The 18,734-nt window shown below is 53.3% G+C and carries 13 protein-coding genes and 1 pseudogene; 3 read left to right on the top strand and 11 right to left on the bottom strand.

The annotated features are described in order from the left end of the window. Window positions 1-28: 28 nt before the first annotated feature. The 6 genes from glgP to asd form a co-directional block, all read right to left on the bottom strand. Complete coding sequence (gene glgP / locus ACLJZ5_RS10735) at window positions 29-2,476, bottom strand: glycogen phosphorylase (RefSeq protein ID WP_410958922.1); 2,448 nt, start codon at window positions 2,474-2,476, stop codon at window positions 29-31. A gap of 19 nt (window positions 2,477-2,495) precedes the next feature. Next, complete coding sequence (gene glgA / locus ACLJZ5_RS10730) at window positions 2,496-3,929, bottom strand: glycogen synthase GlgA (protein ID WP_024797719.1); 1,434 nt, start codon at window positions 3,927-3,929, stop codon at window positions 2,496-2,498. Beyond that, entirely contained in the window at window positions 3,929-5,224 is a 1,296-nt protein-coding gene (gene glgC / locus ACLJZ5_RS10725) for a glucose-1-phosphate adenylyltransferase (protein ID WP_000253995.1), read from the bottom strand. The genes glgA and glgC overlap by 1 nt, the downstream gene beginning before the upstream one ends. Before the next feature lie 14 nt (window positions 5,225-5,238). Further along, the gene (glgX, locus tag ACLJZ5_RS10720) at window positions 5,239-7,215 is read right to left on the bottom strand and encodes a glycogen debranching protein GlgX (protein ID WP_024797720.1); all 1,977 of its coding nucleotides are present in this window, start codon (window positions 7,213-7,215) and stop codon (window positions 5,239-5,241) included. Beyond that, window positions 7,212-9,398, bottom strand: coding sequence for a 1,4-alpha-glucan branching enzyme (glgB, locus tag ACLJZ5_RS10715; RefSeq protein WP_000098553.1), 2,187 nt, complete (start codon window positions 9,396-9,398; stop codon window positions 7,212-7,214). The genes glgX and glgB overlap by 4 nt, the downstream gene beginning before the upstream one ends. Before the next feature lie 377 nt (window positions 9,399-9,775). Then, window positions 9,776-10,882, bottom strand: coding sequence for an aspartate-semialdehyde dehydrogenase (gene asd, locus ACLJZ5_RS10710; protein ID WP_000799939.1), 1,107 nt, complete (start codon window positions 10,880-10,882; stop codon window positions 9,776-9,778). Between the two features lie 126 nt (window positions 10,883-11,008). Between asd and ACLJZ5_RS10705 the strand changes: the two are divergent. Then, window positions 11,009-11,383 (top strand): annotated as a pseudogene (locus ACLJZ5_RS10705) (MarC family protein); the annotation flags it as partial. Here the strand turns inward: ACLJZ5_RS10705 and gntU are convergent. The 5 genes from gntU to ACLJZ5_RS10680 form a co-directional block, all read right to left on the bottom strand. Beyond that, window positions 11,306-12,646 carry a gluconate transporter gene (gntU, locus tag ACLJZ5_RS10700; protein ID WP_000105950.1) on the bottom strand — a complete coding sequence of 447 codons (1,341 nt, stop codon included), beginning with the start codon at window positions 12,644-12,646 and terminating at the stop codon, window positions 11,306-11,308. The pseudogene ACLJZ5_RS10705 and the gene gntU sit on opposite strands and share 78 nt — an antisense overlap. Next, window positions 12,643-13,176, bottom strand: a complete 534-nt coding sequence (gntK, locus tag ACLJZ5_RS10695; RefSeq protein ID WP_000108342.1) for a gluconokinase — start codon at window positions 13,174-13,176, stop codon at window positions 12,643-12,645. The genes gntU and gntK overlap by 4 nt, the downstream gene beginning before the upstream one ends. A gap of 138 nt (window positions 13,177-13,314) precedes the next feature. Continuing rightward, on the bottom strand, window positions 13,315-14,310 hold the full coding sequence (gene gntR / locus ACLJZ5_RS10690; RefSeq protein ID WP_000730239.1) for a gluconate operon transcriptional repressor GntR: 996 nt from the start codon (window positions 14,308-14,310) through the stop codon (window positions 13,315-13,317). A gap of 129 nt (window positions 14,311-14,439) precedes the next feature. Next, window positions 14,440-15,135: a pirin family protein gene (locus ACLJZ5_RS10685; RefSeq protein ID WP_024797721.1), complete on the bottom strand. Its 696-nt coding sequence runs from the start codon at window positions 15,133-15,135 to the stop codon at window positions 14,440-14,442. Window positions 15,136-15,258: 123 nt separating this feature from the next. Beyond that, on the bottom strand, window positions 15,259-16,296 hold the full coding sequence (locus ACLJZ5_RS10680; protein ID WP_023993861.1) for an oxidoreductase: 1,038 nt from the start codon (window positions 16,294-16,296) through the stop codon (window positions 15,259-15,261). A 466-nt stretch (window positions 16,297-16,762) separates the two neighbouring features. On the opposite strand from ACLJZ5_RS10680, the gene yhhY reads away from it, so the two are divergent. Together yhhY and ACLJZ5_RS10670 are read left to right on the top strand one after the other, a co-directional pair. Next, window positions 16,763-17,251: an N-acetyltransferase gene (gene yhhY / locus ACLJZ5_RS10675; protein WP_001290278.1), complete on the top strand. Its 489-nt coding sequence runs from the start codon at window positions 16,763-16,765 to the stop codon at window positions 17,249-17,251. A gap of 264 nt (window positions 17,252-17,515) precedes the next feature. After that, window positions 17,516-18,730, top strand: coding sequence for a PfkB family carbohydrate kinase (locus ACLJZ5_RS10670; RefSeq protein WP_000667440.1), 1,215 nt, complete (start codon window positions 17,516-17,518; stop codon window positions 18,728-18,730). Window positions 18,731-18,734: the final 4 nt, after the last annotated feature.

Below are 18,734 nucleotides of genomic sequence, written 5' to 3'. Positions count from 1 at the left end.
CGCAGGCCCCGTCGTGAGAGAACGCGATTTACAACCGCACCGGATCAATATGCCAGATATTTTCGGCATACTCTTTGATGGTTCTGTCCGATGAGAAGTAGCCCATATTGGCAATGTTGAGCATCGCTTTCGTCGTCCATTCTTCCGGGCGACGATACAACTCATCCACCTTATCCTGGCAGTCCACGTAGCTGCGGTAGTCCGCCAGCACCTGATAGTGATCGCCAAAGTTAATCAGCGAATCTACCAGATCGCGGTAACGGCCTGGCTCTTCCGGATTAAAGACGCCGCTACCAATCTGCGTCAGTACCTGATGTAGCTCTTCATCTTTTTCATAATAGTCGCGAGGCTTATAACCCTGCCTGCGCAACGCTTCCACCTCTTCGGCAGTATTACCGAAGATAAAGATATTCTCCTCGCCGACATGCTCCTGCATCTCAACGTTCGCGCCATCCAGCGTACCAATGGTGAGCGCGCCATTCAGAGCAAATTTCATATTACTGGTGCCGGAAGCTTCTGTCCCTGCCAGCGAAATCTGCTCAGACAGGTCGGCAGCGGGAATGATCACCTGCGCCAGGCTAACGCTGTAGTTCGGGATAAACACTACTTTCAGCTTGTCGCCAATCTGCGGATCGTTGTTAATCACTTTCGCTACGTCGTTGATCAGATGAATAATGTGTTTTGCCATGTAATAGGCGGAAGCCGCCTTACCGGCAAAAATATTCACCCGCGGCACCCAGTCGGCCTCCGGATTTTCTTTAATGCGGTTATAGCGGGTAATGACATGCAGTACGTTCATCAACTGCCGCTTGTATTCGTGAATACGCTTAATCTGCACGTCAAATAACGCTTTAGGGTTCACCACCACATTCAGTTGTTGCGCTATCACTACCGCCAGCCGTTTTTTATTTTCCAGCTTCGCCTGACGCACCGCATGATTGACCAGCGGATAATCACAATGCTGCTTCAGCTCGCTGAGCTGACTAAGATCGGTACGCCAGGTACGGCCAATATTCTCATCCAGCACGTCAGACAGCGGCGGGTTTGCCAGCGCCAGCCAGCGGCGCGGCGTAACGCCGTTAGTGACGTGACAAAAACGGGTCGGAAAAATCTTCGCAAAATCCGCGAACAGCGACTGCACCATCAGGTTGGAATGGAGTTCAGAAACGCCGTTGACTTTATGGCTGACCACCACCGCCAGCCAGGCCATCCGTACCCGGCGACCGTTCGACTCATCAATAATCGACGCGCGTCCAAGCAGGCTGGTATCGTTGGGATATTGCTCTTGCAACGTTTTCAGGAAATAGTCGTTAATCTCGAAGATAATCTGCAGGTGACGGGGCAGAATTTTCCCCAGCATATCGACAGGCCAGGTTTCCAGCGCCTCGCTCATCAGCGTATGGTTGGTATAAGAGAAGACCTGACAGCACACCTCAAACGCGTCGTCCCAGCTAAATTTATGTTCATCAATCAGCAGACGCATCAGCTCCGGAATTGACAGCACCGGATGCGTATCGTTGAGGTGAATGGCGATTTTATCCGCCAGATTCTCATAGGTTTTATGCAGTTGATAATGACGGTGCAGGATATCCTGCACTGTCGCCGAGACCAGAAAATACTCCTGGCGCAGGCGTAGCTCTCGTCCGGAATAGGTGGAATCGTCCGGGTAGAGCACCCGTGAAACGTTCTCAGAGTGGTTTTTATCTTCCACCGCCGCAAAGTAGTCGCCCTGGTTGAATTTACCGAGGTTGATTTCACTACTGGCCTGCGCATTCCACAGCCGCAGTGTGTTAGTGGCGTCGGTGTCGTAACCGGGGATGATCTGATCATACGCGACGGCCAGAATCTCTTCCGTCTCAATCCAGCGTGCTTTTTTACCTTCCTGCTGAATGCGCCCGCCAAAAAGCACCTTATAGCGCGTATTGTGGCGCTTGAACTCCCACGGGTTGCCATATTCCAGCCAGTAATCCGGAGATTCTTTTTGCCGCCCGTCGACAATATTCTGCTTAAACATGCCGTAGTCGTAGCGAATGCCATACCCGCGACCCGGTAATCCTAGCGTCGCCAGCGAGTCCAGGAAGCAAGCCGCCAGCCGTCCTAAGCCGCCGTTGCCAAGCCCTGGGTCATTCTCTTCATCGATCAGCTCTTCGAGATCTAAGCCCATGGCCTCCAGCGCGCCTTTAACGTCGTCATAAATGCCCAGCGAGAGCAGCGCGTTAGAGAGAGTACGACCAATCAAAAACTCCATCGACAGGTAATAAACCTGCCGGGTTTCCTGCGATAATTGGGCTCGATTAGAACGCAGCCAGCGCTCCACCAGACGATCGCGCACCGCGAACAACGTGGCGTTCAGCCATTCGTGTTTATTGGCAATGACCGGGTCTTTACCAATCGTAAACATCAGCTTATAGGCAATAGAATGCTTAAGCGCCTCAACGCTGAGAGTGGGCGATGCATAAGTAAACGGAGCATTCATATAAATGATTCCTGGATGACTATTTCAAGCGATAGTACAGCTCGCGGTATGATTTCGCGGCAACTTGCCAGCTAAAATCCATCGCCATCGCCTGCCGTTGTACAAACCGCCAAAGCGAAGGCCGTGACCACAACACAAAAGCACGCCGAATCGCGCGTAGCAACGACCAGGCGTTACTGTCTTCGAAGACAAAACCGCTGGCGATACCGTCCGCCAAATTTTCCAGCGAACTGTCGGAGACCGTATCGGCCAACCCCCCGGTACGCCGCACCAGAGGCAGCGTGCCATACTTTAAGCCATATAACTGCGTTAAGCCGCACGGTTCGAAACGACTGGGCACCAGAATAACGTCCGCGCCGCCCATAATGCGATGCGAGAAAGCTTCGTGATAGCCGATCTGTACGCCAACCTGCCCTGGGTGTTCCGCCGCCGCCGCGAGGAACCCCTCCTGAAGCACCGGATCGCCCGCGCCGAGTAGCGCCAACTGCCCGCCCTGCTCCAGCAGCCCCGGTAACGCCTCCAGCACCAGATCCAGACCTTTCTGGTTGGTCAGACGGCTTACCACGGCAAACAGCGGCACTTTGTCGTTAACCTTCAACCCCATCGCAATTTGTAGCTGACGCTTGTTTTCCGCCTTCTCTTCCAGGGTATCGCGCGTGTAGCGCGACGCCAGCAGCAGATCGGATTCCGGGTTCCAGATCTTCTCATCCACGCCGTTCAGTATGCCGGACAAGCGCCCTTCCAGATGACGCTGGCGCAGCAGGCCTTCCATACCATAAGCAAACTGCGGTTCGGTAATTTCACGCGCATAGGTCGGGCTCACCGCCGTAATATGGTCGGCATAGTACAAACCGGCCTTCAAAAAGGAGAGTTGTCCGTTGAACTCCAGCCCATGCATATTAAAGAATGACCACGGCAGTTCGATGTCATCCATATGCTTTGCATAAAACATGCCTTGATAGGCCAGGTTGTGTACGGTAAAGACCGATTTCGCCGGCCGCCCGCGCGCCGCCAGATAGGCGGGCGCCAGCCCGGCGTGCCAGTCATGGGCGTGCACCACGTCGGGGCGCCAGAATGGATCAAGTCCGCAGGCCATTTCACAGCCGACCCACCCTAACAGGGCAAAGCGCAGCACGTTATCGGTATAGGCATATAAATTCGTATCGTGATAGGGACTGCCTGGACGCTCGTACAGATGCGGCGCGTCGATCAGATAAATACCCACGCCGTTATAATGCCCGAACAGCAGCGATATCTTACCTGCGAAAGTATCGCGGCGCCTCACCACATGCGCATCGGGTATCCCCCGACGGATATCGGGAAACCCAGGAAGCAGAACGCGAACATCAACACCATCCGCAATTTGTGCCGCAGGCAACGCGCCTATCACATCCGCCAGCCCCCCAGTCTTCAGCAGGGGGAACATCTCTGAACATACATGTAAAACCTGCATTATCGCTCCTGTTTGACCTGCAGTTTGCGCAGCATTTCACGCGTGACCAGTACAATACCTTCTTCTGAACGGTAGAAACGACGAGCGTCCTCTTCCGCATTTTCACCAATCACCATGCCTTCCGGGATAATACAGGCACGGTCAATAACACAGCGACGTAAACGGCAGGAGCGCCCTACCCAAACCTCAGGTAACAACACTGCCGAATCAATATTACAAAAAGAATTTATTCTCACCCGTGGGAAGAGCACAGATTGCACCACCACCGAACCGGAGATAATGCAGCCGCCGGAGACCAGCGAGTTCAGCGTCATACCGTGGCTACCGGAGCGGTCCTGCACGAATTTCGCAGGCGGTAGCGATTCCATATGCGTACGGATAGGCCAGTTCTGGTCATACATATCCAGCTCCGGCGTCACTGAGGCTAAATCCAGGTTCGCCTTCCAGTAAGCTTCCAGCGTACCTACATCGCGCCAGTACGGTTCGGCTTGTGGATCGGACTGCACGCAGGAGAGCGGGAAAGGATGCGCGTAAGCCATACCTTCGCGGGTGATTTTGGGGATAATGTCTTTACCGAAATCGTGGCTGGACGCGTCATCTTTATCGTCTGCCGCCAGCAATTCATACAGGTAATCGGCGTCAAAAACGTAAATGCCCATACTGGCCAGCGATTTGCTGGCGTCACCAGGCATTGCGGGGGGATTCGCCGGTTTTTCGACAAAATCAATAATCTTGTCGCTTTCATCGACCGCCATCACGCCGAACGCCGTCGCTTCTTTGATCGGCACCGGCATACAGGCCACCGTGCAACGCGCGCCCTTTTCAACGTGATCGATCAACATACGCGAGTAGTCCTGCTTATAGATATGATCGCCTGCCAGGATGACGACATATTCCGCTTTATAGCGACGAATAATATCCAGGTTCTGGGTCACCGCGTCTGCCGTGCCGCGATACCAGTTTTCGCCCTTCATACGCTGTTGAGCTGGCAGCAGATCGACAAATTCGTTCATCTCTTCGCTAAACAGTGACCAGCCGCGCTGAATGTGCTGCACCAGCGTGTGGGACTGATACTGAGTGATCACGCCGATACGGCGAATCCCGGAGTTCAGACAATTAGATAAGGCGAAATCGATGATGCGGAACTTCCCACCAAAGTGGACGGCTGGTTTGGCGCGTTTGTTCGTTAAATCTTTTAGACGCGTGCCGCGGCCGCCAGCCAGGATTAGGGCAACAGATTTCAGTGGCAGCTGGCGCGCCAACATTACACGATCGTTCTTCTCTAAACTCACCATGATTAACTCCTTTTTTATCCTCTCTGGAACACACACAGTCCATGCGCAGGTCCCTGCCAGACCGCCGTTATCACCGGATTATCCTCTCCAGCGAATGGGGGAACGGCGCGCCATTCCCCTTCGGGTAAAACTATATCTGTCACCTCAAGCGTGGCATTTATCGCAATCAGAAAACGGTCCGACAACAGAATTTGCATCAGCTTAGGCCCGTTTTGCCACTCATCCGCACTCAAGGGTTGCGCGTTTTTATTCAGCCAACGCACGTTGCCATCGCCTTCTTCCCACCAGCTATTGCCGGTTAAAGCCGGTATCTGCTGACGCAAACGAATCAGCGCGGCGGTAAACGTGGTTAACCCACGATTTGCCTGCTGCCAGTCCAGCCAGGTTAAGGCGTTATCCTGACAGTAGGCGTTATTGTTGCCGTGCTGGCTATGGCCGTGTTCATCGCCTGCCAGCAGCATCGGCGTTCCCTGAGAGAGCAGTAGCGTCGCCAGCAGGGCATGAATGCTGTCGCGCCGCCGCTCCATTAAATCAAGCGGACCGCCTAATCCTTCTTTACCATGATTGTCGCTGTAATTGCTGTTGGTGCCGTCGCGATTTTCCTCACCGTTCGCCTCATTGTGTTTCTGATTGAAACAGACGCAGTCCCGGAGCGTAAAACCGTCATGCGCCGTGAGCAGATTGACAGAGGCGCCGGGTGTGCGGCCATTGCGTTTAAACACATCGCTGGAAGCGGCGAAACGACAGGCAAATTCCCCCGTCGTCAGGTTACGCGGCAACCAGAATCGGCGGGCCGCATCGCGAAAATGATCGTTCCACTCGGCAAACGGTGGCGGAAAATTCCCGACCTGATAGCCGCCCTCGCCAATATCCCACGGTTCAGCAATCAGCTTGACCGTTGATAACACAGGACACGCTTTAATCGCGGCGAACAGCGGCGCATCCTGGCGAAACGTCGGCGTGCGCCCCATGACGGACGCCAAATCAAAACGAAAACCATCGACATGACAGGTTTCCACCCAATAGCGCAAACACTCGCACGCGTATTCCACCACGCCAGGATGGCTTAAATTGAGCGTGTTGCCGCACCCCGTCCAGTTGTGATAATCGCCATCGTCCCTTATCCAATAATAGCTACGGTTATCAATTCCGCGCAGGGAGAAGGTTGGACCGTCCAGATCCAGCTCGGCGCTATGGTTTAATACGATGTCCAGAATGACCTCAATCCCCGCGCGATGCAGCGCTTTCACCGCGTCGCGAAACTCGTCCAGCGCCGTCTCGGGCGAACTGGCCCAGGCGGGATGCAGCGCGAACATCGCCATCGGGTTGTAACCCCAATAATTGGTCAGCCCCATACGTTGCAGGCGCGGCTCGCTGGCAAACTGCGCCACCGGCAACAGTTCCAGCGCCGTAATGCCAAGCTGTTTGAAGTACGCCACCATGACCGGATGACCGAGCGCTTTATAGGTGCCGCGTATCTCCTGGGGGAGCTCCGGATGCAGGTAGGTAAGCCCTTTGACATGCGCTTCATAGATGACCGTTTTTCCCCACGGCGTGCGCGGCGCGGCGTCATCTTCCCAGTCATAATGGTCGCTGATTACCACGCTTTTCGGCGCCACCTCCGCGTTATCGCGGTAGTCCGGTTCATCGTGTCCGCCGTGCAACAGCGGATGATCTTTTAGTTCGCCCTCGACCCGGCGCGCATAAGGATCAAGCAGTAACTTCGCCGGATTAAACCGATGCCCCTCCGCTGGCTGCCACGGGCCATGTACGCGATAGCCATAGCGCAAACCTGGCCTGGCGCCTGCCAGATAACCATGCCAGACATCGCCGCGACGTCCTGGCAGGTCATAGCGACGCTCATTCCCTCGGGAATCAAAAACGCACAGCTCTACGCGCTCCGCATGGGCGGAAAAGAGCGTGAAATTCACGCCATGACCGTCATACGTTGCGCCATGCGGCGTTGCTTCGCCGATCGCAAGCTGCGTCATTCCCCCTCCCGCATCAGCCAGATCGTCGCCAACGGCGGTAACGTCAGGCTAAGAGAGTGCTGACGGCCATGGCTTTCGATCTCATCGCTGTGCACCACGCCGCCGTTGCCGGTGTTGCTACCGTGATAATGCATCGAATCAGTATTGAGAATTTCACGCCAGCGTCCCGGCTGGTTGATGCCAAAGCGGTAGTCGTGGCGAGGAACGGGCGTAAAGTTGCTGGCGACGATGATCTCGTTACCGGCTTTATCACGGCGTACAAAAATCAGTACCGAGCGTTCATTGTCATCGACCACCAACCACTCAAAGCCGTAAGCATCGAAATCCAGCTCATGCAACGCTTTATGGTGGCGATAGGTGTGGTTGAGATCGCGTACCAGACGCTGAACCCCGTGGTGCCAGTTATCGCCCCCCTCCAGCAGGTGCCAGTCGAGGCTGGCGTCATGGTTCCACTCGCGTCCCTGGGCAAACTCATTCCCCATAAACAGCAGTTTCTTGCCGGGAAAGGCCCACATCCAGCCATAGTAGGCGCGCAGGTTGGCGAATTTTTGCCACGCATCGCCCGGCATACGATCGAGAATGGATTTCTTGCCGTGAACCACCTCATCGTGCGACAGCGGCAGAACAAAGTTTTCGGTATGGTTGTACAACATACCAAAGGTCAGCTTGTCGTGATGATACTGGCGGTACACTGGGTCCAGCTTCATATAGTCCAGCGTGTCGTGCATCCAGCCCAGGTTCCACTTGTACCAGAACCCCAGGCCGCCCGTTTCCGGTGGACGCGTCACGCCAGAGAAGTCTGTCGACTCTTCCGCCATGCTGACCGCGCCGGGCACCTGCTCGCCAATAATGCGGTTGGTATTACGCAGAAACTCAATGGCTTCCAGGTTTTCACGACCGCCGAACTCGTTCGGTATCCACTCGCCCTCTTTGCGGCTGTAGTCGCGGTAGATCATAGAGGCCACCGCATCGACACGCAGCGCATCAATCCCAAAACGCTCCATCCAGTACAGGGCGTTGCCCACCAGATAATTACTGACTTCACGACGACCATAGTTGTAGATCAGCGTATTCCAGTCCTGGTGATAGCCCTCGCGCGGATCGCTGTGCTCATAGAGGTGGGTGCCGTCAAACTCCGCGAGGCTAAATTCATCGGACGGGAAATGGCCCGGCACCCAGTCGAGAATGACGTTAAGGCCCGCCGCATGGGCCGCATTGATGAAATAGCGGAAGTCGTCCCGCGTACCAAAGCGGCGGGTCGGCGCGTAGAGGCCGGTCGGCTGGTAGCCCCAACTGCCGTCAAACGGATGTTCGTTGACCGGCAAGAGTTCAAGGTGCGTAAAGCCCATCCATTTGGCGTAAGGCACAAGCTGATCCGCCAGCTCACGATAGCTCAGCCAGAAATTGTTATCCGTATGGCGGCGCCATGAACCTAAATGCACCTCATAAATCGAGATCGGCGCATCAAACTGATTGGCTTTTTGTCGTTCTTCGCTTGGCGTCACTTTCTCCGGCAGTCCGCAAATCATCGACGCCGTTTCCGGACGCATCTGCGCCTCAAAAGCATAGGGATCGGCTTTAATGCGCAGATTACCATTCGCATCAAGCAGCTCGAATTTATACAGTTGTCCATTATGCGCGCCGGGGATAAACAGCTCCCAAATACCGCTCTCTTTGCGCAGACGCATCGGGTGGCGACGCCCATCCCAATAGTTGAATTGCCCGACAACCGAAACGCGACGGGCATTAGGCGCCCAGACGGAGAAACGGGTGCCGGTGACGCCATCCATCGTATCGGCGTGCGCGCCCAGCGTTTCATAAGGACGCAGGTGGGTGCCTTCCGACAATAGCCAGGCATCCATTTCCTGTATTAATGGACCAAAACGGTAAGGATCGTCGATGAGGTTCTGCTGTCCGTGCCAGGTCACGGCGAGCTGATAGCGAAAGAAATTTTTACGTCGGGGTAAAACGCCGCAGAAAAAACCGCGAGCGTCGAGACATTCCAGTTTGCCGACTTTACGTCCGGTTTTGGGTTCAATCACCCATACGTCGGTGGCGTCAGGTAATAGGGCGCGGACTTCTAGTCCGGCTTGGGTCTGGTGCATTCCGAGTACGGAAAAAGGGTCCGCAAAATGTCCTGCAATTAGCGCATTAATCACGTCTCTATCGATACGACTGGACATGGTTTGTCATCCTGTTTTGTGGCGTCACTCCATCTCACTGAATTCAACATCAGGTAGTGACACTTCTTTGACCTGAACGGCGCAGCACACTGTGCATCCTATCTGCGTCGTCCTACCTTCAGGTTAGGCTTAATACCCGTGGGATTAAGCTACCCTTAAAGAATAGCCAATGCTCTGCTTAACTCCTGATAAAAATGAAACATCTGCGTTTACTCCTGTATTACGCAAAAAAAAGGGTGACAATGCACCCTACATATCAATCTGACGTCTGCTTGCCGACTACGCCTTATCTGGCGGATATTGCCGGATGGCGGCGCTGACGCGCCTTATCCGGCCTACAGAACCACACGCAGGCCCGATAAGCGCTGCAATAGCTACTACGCCAACTGGCGCAGCATTCGACGCAGCGGCTCGGCGGCGCCCCATAACAACTGGTCGCCTACGGTAAACGCCGACAAGAACTCTGGCCCCATGTTCAGCTTACGCAGACGACCAACCGGCGTAGTCAACGTGCCGGTCACCGCCGCCGGGGTTAATTCGCGCATAGTGATATCACGATCGTTCGGCACCACTTTCGCCCACGGATTATGTGCCGCCAGCAGTTCTTCCACCGTCGCAATGGATACCTCTTTTTTCAGCTTGATGGTGAACGCCTGGCTGTGACAGCGCAGCGCGCCGACGCGCACACACAAACCATCGACCGGGATCACAGAGGCAGTATTGAGGATCTTGTTGGTTTCCGCCTGGCCTTTCCACTCTTCGCGGCTTTGGCCGTTATCGAGCTGTTTGTCGATCCAGGGGATCAGGCTTCCCGCCAGCGGTACGCCAAAGTTATCAACCGGCAGCTCGCCGCTGCGGGTCAATGCCGTAACTTTGCGTTCAATATCAAGAATTGCGGAAGACGGCGTCGCCAGTTCATCGGCAACATGGCCATACAACTGACCCATTTGGGTTAACAGCTCGCGCATATGGCGCGCGCCGCCGCCGGAGGCGGCCTGATAGGTCGCGACGGATACCCAGTCAACGAGATTATGGGCAAAGAGACCGCCCAGCGACATCAACATCAGGCTAACGGTACAGTTACCACCCACAAAGGTCTTCACGCCATTGTTCAGGCCGTCGGTAATCACGTCCTGGTTGACCGGGTCGAGAATAATAATGGCATCATCTTTCATGCGCAGCGTAGAAGCCGCGTCAATCCAGTAACCCTGCCATCCGCTTTCGCGCAGCTTTGGATAAATTTCGTTGGTATAATCGCCGCCCTGGCAGGTTACGATGATATCGAGCGCTTTTAGCGCATCCAGATCAAAAGCGTCCTGTAGCGTGCCGGTGGAGGTGTCGCCGAAGGTGGGCGCCGCCTGTCCAAACTGGGAGGTAGAAAAGAAAACAGGGCGAATAGCGTCGAAATCGCGCTCCTCTACCATGCGTTGCATGAGAACAGAGCCGACCATTCCGCGCCAGCCGATAAAACCAACATTTTTCATAGCGTTTTTTTCCTGCAAAGAGATGTGCTGTGTATGCGCGCCAGTATCCTGTGGCGCATCCTTCACCATACAAAAAGCAGCCAAAGTCGCAAGTGAAATTAATCAATGATAGCGAAGCCATCAGTAATGCGACTTATCCTGCCTTACCGCGCAAGCAGAAAGTCCAGTGGCGATTATCAGGGAATTTGCGTTAGGAAGGGAATCATTTCCGTCGCTGTTTTATTGATCCTAATTATGGATCAGCGTAGAAATTTTCCTGCTTTTATGCGCGTACTGAAACATGGCGAGGCAAAATGTCGTTGGGCGATTGCCATGCACACCTCAATAAAAAAACCGGGTAGCGATTACGCCTTACCCGGCTTACGGTGTCGATATGTGCCCGTTTCCAGGCCCGGTAAGCACAGCGCCACCGGGCAACAAGACTCAGCTCAGCAGTTGGAAAGCAATCATTCCGACAATCGCGCCGACCGTGCCGAGGATAGTTTCCATCATCGTCCAGGTCTTCAGCGTCTGCGCTTCGGTCGCGCCGGTAAATTTACCGAACAGCCAGAAGCCGGCGTCGTTAACATGAGAAACCACAATTGAACCGCCGGCGATACAGATAGAGAGCGCCGCCATCTGCGCGCCGGAGAAATTCAGTTGCTCAATGACCGGCATCACCAGACCGACCGCGGTTAAACACGCCACGGTCGCGGAGCCCTGAATGATGCGCACCGCCGCCGCCAGCACAAAGCAGGTAATGGCAATCGGCAGTCCCATGCCGGTTAACGCTTCGCCCAGCGCCGGGCCGACGCCGGAGTCAACCAGTACCTGTTTGAACACCCCGCCTGCGCCAATCACCAGCAGAATAATGCCCGCCGGTTGCAGCGCGTGGCCACAGATTTCCATCACTTTGTCTTTCGGCATCCCCTGACGCATCGCCAGGCCGTAAATCGCTACCAGACAAGCGACCAGAATCGCAGTGAAGGGGTGGCCGATAAACTCAAACCATTCGTAAGCGGTGGAACCTTCCGGCACAAAACGCGCGGCGATCGTTTTCAGTCCTACCAGCACCAACGGCAGCAGGATCAGCGACAGGCTGAAGCCGAAAGAAGGCATTTTGCCTTCGCCCAGATGCGGCTCGGTAATGTCGTCAGGAATACGCAGCTCAACGTAACGGCTGATAAAATTCCCCCACAGCGGCCCGGCGATAATCATGCCAGGAATGGCGGCGCACAGCCCAATCAGGATCATCCAGCCGAAATCAGCATGCATCTGGGAAGCCAGCAGCATCGGCGCAGGCCCAGGCAACAAAAACGCCGCGGCTGCCGCCACGCCCGCAAACAGCGGAATGACCAGCTTCACCAGGTTTGTGCCGGTATGACGCGCCATTGAGAACGCCACACTTATCAGCAGCACAATCGCCACTTCAAAGAACAGCGGGAGCGCGCAAATCAAGCCGGCCAGGCCAATCGCATAGTGCGCGCGGTTATGGCCAAAGGATTTAAGCATTTTCACGGCTATCTGATCGACCGCGCCGGTTTCATGCAGAATTTTACCGAACATCGCCCCCAGCGCGACCACAATCGCCAGGAAGCCCAGCGTGCCGCCCATCCCTTTTTCCATGGTCGCGGCGATTTTATCAAGCGGCATCCCTGAAAAAAGCCCCGCGCCCATTGAGACGACCATTAACGCGACGAAGGCGTGCATACGCGCCTTCATCACGAGAAACAGCAGCAGTAAGACGGAACCGACGGCGGTTAAAACCAGTGTTAATGTACTCACAGCGTACTGCCTTTATTGATGACCTCAATGGTGCTCGCCACGACGCCTTCCAGCGGCTGGTCGATATCCACCACCAGAACATCGCGTTCGTCGGCACCCGGCTCTTGCAGCGTTTCAAACTGCGTCACCAGCATCTGGGTTTTGAAGAAATGACCTTTGCGCGCTTTCAGACGGCTTTCAATGACGTCGAAATCACCTTTCAGGTAGATAAAGGAGAGGTTCGGGTTTCCCTCGCGCAGCAGGTCACGATAATGTTTTTTCAGTGCGGAACAGACGATCAGCGAGATTTTATTGGTACGCTGCATCGCGAAAGCGGCGTCGTTCAGCGCCTGTAACCACGGTTTGCGGTCATCATCATTCAACGGCTCGCCGGAAGCCATTTTTTCAATATTGCAGCGCGGATGCAGAAAATCGCCGTCCAGAAACGCGGCATGAAGCTGATGCGCCACGGCGCTTGCGACAGCGGATTTACCGCTGCCTGATACGCCCATCAGAACGTAAACGTGGTGATCATGATTAGTCGTGCTCAAAGCGGGCCCCCACTCTACAAGTTGCAAAATTTGTTACGGGTAACTGTTATCGGTAACATTGTCCAACCGCACCATTCACGACGCAATGACCATTCGTGCCAAAAGTGAATAAGTGTGAGCTACTTCAAAGTTGTCAGACTAAATAGATCCGCCCGGTGACAAGGTGAAACCTAAATCTAACATTTTTGGCGTGACCGTTTCGCCGCGAATGCGAGCCAACAGGCGTTCCGCGCCAATGCTGCCCATTCGCTCGCGCGGCGTCAGGACGCTTGCCAGACGCGGTTCCATCACCTGGCCGATATCATGACCGTGGAACCCGGCGATCGCCATGTCGTCCGGGATTTTTAGCCCCAGGCGCTGGCATTCGAAGGCCGCCCCCACCGCCAGGTCATCGTTGGTGCAAAAAATACCGTCAAGCTGTGGGTATTCGCGTCGCGCCTGGCGCATGAGTTCGATACCGGAAGAGTAGGATGAAGATTGCTCCATCATCACACTGTAAGGAACCAGGCCTGCGTCCCGCATCGCCTGTTCATAGCCCTTCTGCTTGATGATAGTACGTTCGTCGAGGCGCGCCCCCAGATAGGCGATATGACGATGACCACGCGCGATAATCGCGGCGGTCATCTGACGGGCGGCCTCGAAGTTGTCAAAACCAACGGCAATATCGAGACACGGCGACTGGCTGTCCATCAGTTCCACCACCGGAATCCCGGCGACTTCGATCATTTTTAAGGTGCGCGGCGTATGGGTACGCTCAGTGAGGATCAGGCCGTCGATATTCCAGGAGAGCATCGATTCCAGGCGCTCCTGCTCCATCTCCGGTTTATAGCCGTAGTGCGCCAGCATGGTCTGATACCCGTGGGCATCGGTGACGGCCTCAATGCCGCGTAACACTTCCGCAAAGACCTGGTTGGTTAAAGACGGCAGCAGAACGCCAATGGCGCGGCTGGTGGCGTTGGAAAGAATGTCAGGAGCGCGATTAGGAATGTACCCGAGCTCATCAAGCGCAGCCGCAATTTTACCCCGCAGCGCGACGGAGACCTGCTCCGGATTACGCAAAAAACGGCTGACCGTCATTTTGGTCACGCCCACACGGTCGGCCACATCCTGAAGTACGGGTCTTTTCTTTTTCATCGTCCTGAAAGGTATAAAAGGGATAGATTTGCCCAGTTTACCACGGACGTGCGGAATTAATGACAAACGATGAAAAGCCGGATGGCAACGCTTTCGCGTCTTATCCGGCCTACAAAAGGTTACAGCACGTTAGACTGGCGGCAAGTCAAACAACAACACTTCGCTGTCGCTGTCGGCATGAATCGAGATTGCCTGCTCATCCCAAATCGCCAGGCCGTCGCTGGTGGTGGCTTTAGTACCGTTAATGGTCACGTTACCTTTTACCACCTGGATCCAGACGCGGCGCTCAGCGGCAATCTGATGCACCGACTGCTCATCTTTGAGCAGCGCCCAGCGGTACAGCTCCATATCCTGGTGGACCTTCAGCGAACCATCGCGAGCATCTGGCGAAAGCACCAGTTGCTTGCCCTGCGCGGCGTCGAAGCGACGCTGTTCGTAGCGCGGCGTGATGCCGGTTTCTTGCGGAATGATCCAGATCTGGTACAGCCGCAGACGATCCGTTTTGCTCGGGTTGTACTCGGAGTGGCGAACGCCGGTCCCGGCGCTCATAATCTGGAATTCACCGGCCGGAACCTGTTCTTTATTGCCCATACTGTCCTGGTGTTCTACGGCACCTTCCAGCACATAGGTCAAAATTTCCATGTCTTTATGCGGATGCGTGCCGAACCCCTGGCCTGCGTCGATCACGTCATCGTTAATCACGCGCAGCGCCGAGAACCCCATAAAGTTCGGGTCGTAATAATCGGCAAAAGAAAAAGTATGCCAGGAGTCAAGCCAGCCAAGATTCGCATGACCGCGGTCGTTTGCTTTGCGTAAGTAGATCATTGTGTTCACCCCCAGATGTTTTCGATGGAATAAGTGTGGACTCATTCCGTCCGGGATCATAGAGGGTGAAAATTGACTCCTCTGTTCAAAAAATATGAATAAGCGCAGAGGAGTCTGTAAGGGCTATTTAGCCAGGGTTATCGTCGCAGGCGTTGCCTGTTCGAAGGCACGTTCGAGGATTTCCAGGTTGGTAAGAACTTCAGATTCCTTGACGTAATTAGGCGTACCGACGGTCAACGTCTGGTACAGCGCATCATAGACGCGACCATAGTCACCCGTTTCCGGTTTCACCTCTTCTTTCACGGTCACGCCGTCATCGTTAACATATTCCAGCACGCCGACGGATTCGTCAGCGGCGAAACCGGGTTCGCCAGGCATAATGTTCGCTTTCAGGCTGGTTTCTTGTTGATCGATACCGTATTTCACAAACGAACCTTTGGTGCCGTGAACAATAAACTTCGGATAGTCGATTTTCACCAGATGGCTGGTTTTAACGATAGCCTTCAAATCGCCATAAAACAGTTGCGCTTCAAAGGTGTCATCCGGATTCGCTTTATTACGCAGGCTACGAATGTCATACGCGACATGATCCGGGCGGCCAAATAGCGAAATAATTTGATCCATGGTGTGGACGCCAAGTCCGTAGAAAGCGCCGTCCTGCGGCAGGCCCGGTTTGGTTTCTGCTACCGGGCGGTAATAATCGAAATGGCTTTCAATTTCGACAATCTTGCCCAGTTTCCCGCTCTCAATCGCTTTTTTAGCCGTGAGAAAACAGGAATCAAAACGCCGATTCTGATACGGCGTGACGGTCAGTCCTTTGCTTCGCGCCAGGTCGAACAACACTTTTGCCTCCGCCAGCGTCGGCGTGAAAGGTTTCTCAACCAGCACATTTTTACCCGCTTCCAGCGCGCGTTTGGCGTATTCGAAATGGCTATCAGCATGTGTACAGACGATCACCAGTTTTACCTGCGGATCGCCCAACACCTCATCCAGATCGCTGGTGAAGTGAATATGCGAATACTGCGGCGCCTGCTCTTCCGATTTAGCGTGACGACGGAAAATATGCGCGACATGCCAGGTATCTTTCCGATTCAGAACGTAGGGGAGATGGTAACGGGTGGTACTTTTGCCGAATCCAATAAATGCGCAGTGTAAGGTCATGAGACGATCCTTTTGAAGATGATTGTTTACACCATAGCGCAAAGCGTGAGGAGACTGAATGTTGGATTCTTTGCCGGATGCGGAGAAGCCTTTTCGGGCCTACAAAAGCAGATGCCTCAAGATCAGCCGTCGGCGTCGCGGTCAGTTTGTTCAAGGCAAGCGCGCAGGGCCCGGAGCGTACTAAATGTACGTGAGGAGCACGAGCACTTCCCGGGGACAAAATGACAAGTAAGCCAGGCTGAAACAAAACCCAAAAAAAAGCCAGCAAAAGCTGGCTAAAATAATACTGGAAGCAATGTGAGCAATGTCGTGCTTTCAGGTTCTCCGTAGGGGTTCCCCTGAACGCAAGGCAATAATAATCATTCTCATTCGCACTTGTCTACTTCTTTTTGCAAAAAAATGCGGTTGACGGAATTTTCTTTCTCAGCGAGTGTAAATACACAATTACCCCTGCAGGAGATAAGGAATGAGTGAAATAGTGATACGCCACGCTGAACCGAAAGATTACGACGCCATTCGTCAGATCCACGCCCAGCCGGAGGTGTACCACAACACGCTACAGGTTCCTCATCCTTCCCTCGAAATGTGGCAGGCGCGGCTAACCGAGCAAGCCGGGGTTAAACAACTGGTTGCCTGCATTGACGATATTGTCGTTGGCCATCTTTCTATTCAGGTCACCCAACGTCCTCGCCGCAGCCACGTGGCCGATTTTGGTATCTGCGTGGATGCCCGGTGGCACAATCGCGGCATTGCCAGCGCGCTGATCCGCACGATGATCGACATGTGTGACAACTGGCTGCGCGTTGACCGTATCGAGTTAACGGTGTTTGTTGATAACGAGCCCGCGGTGGCGGTGTATAAGAAGTACGGCTTTGAAATCGAAGGCACTGGTAAGAAATACGGCCTGCGCAACGGTGAGTACGTTGATGCGTACTTTATGGCGCGCGTGAAATAGCGCTTCCCCGCCCCACCCTGTGGGGCGAAACGTCACAAACCTTCATCACATTCCTGTTATTGCAACCTACTTCCCCTATATCAAAACAATAACCATCTGAATTTCATGGTTATTACCACTTTAATCTTTATCACCGTTTTTTCCGTAATTTTAGCAATATTAATATTACATTTTTGTTTTTTTTTGGTTTCTGCCATCACTTTATGGTGACAATCACAACAATATACTCCTCCCGGGACTAATTTAACCACGGTGAGGTAAAAAATGAAATTTGAACGCCATCATAGAATATTGAAGGAACTCAGTATTTCGGGAGTTGTAAAAGTTTCAAATCTGGCGAAAAGTCTCAAGGTAACAAAGGAAACTATTCGTTCAGATCTCAATGAACTTGCCGGACAGGGATATCTTACTCGCTGTCATGGTGGTGCATTTATTACCCTTGATTCTCTTGATAACGTCGCAAAAAATGAAATTGCTTATGTGCTGGAAAAATATGAATCAGCGCAGAAAATAAAAAAAGGTCTCTCTGCCATGAAAAATAATGTATGTGTTATTGGCTCGTTCAATGTTGATATCATCAGTTATCTACCGAGATTACCCTCAACGGGAGAATCATTGCTGGCCGATAAATTTATTTTTTCACCCGGCGGTAAGGGATGTAATCAGGCATTAGCAGCAAGCTATGCCGATTCTGATGTGCATTTTATTACTAAAGTCGGCTCAGACCATTTTAGCGATTACGCCATTAATTTTATAAACTCATCAAAAATCCATAAAAGTGTTATCTACCAGACCAAAGAAACACAAACAGGTACAGCAACCATCATGGTGAATGGAGATACCGGAGATAACGTCATCGCTATCTACCCTGGCGCCAACATGACAATTTCCCCTGATGAAATCACCATTCAGAAAGAAGCCATTGTTCATTCAGATATTGTTCTTGTCCAACTGGAGACGAATTACGAAGCGCTGCAGCAAACAATTCGTCTCGCACAAAAAAATGACATACCGGTCATTATCAATCCAGCGCCATACAATGACATGGTTAACACCATCATTGATAACATTGACTATATTACGCCAAATGAAACGGAAGCAGGCCTGCTGGCCAATATGGCGGTTAATGATATCGAATCAGCCAAATGCGCGGCCAAAATTATTCACCAGAAAGGCGTCAAAAATACCATTATTACATTAGGTAGCAAAGGTTCGCTTGCTTATGATGGCACTCAATTCATCTATTCTCCGGCATTTCCGGCAGTTGTAAAAAATACTGCGGGAGCGGGTGACGCTTTCAATGGCGCCCTCGCATCTGGCCTTGCAAAAGGAAAGTCACTGGCATCCGCATTGTGCTACGCCAGCGCATTTGCCTCACTTGCGGTTGAAACGCCTAATGCCTCTGATATGCCGGAAAACGACTCCGTTCTTCATCGTATTCAGGGTTCACATTACAAACAAACTATCTCTACTCACTAAATCA

Origin of the sequence: Salmonella sp. 5800, assembly GCF_046558195.1 — a bacterium.
Classification (GTDB): domain Bacteria; phylum Pseudomonadota; class Gammaproteobacteria; order Enterobacterales; family Enterobacteriaceae; genus Salmonella; species Salmonella enterica.
This window is presented reverse-complemented; position numbering and strand designations above follow the sequence as displayed.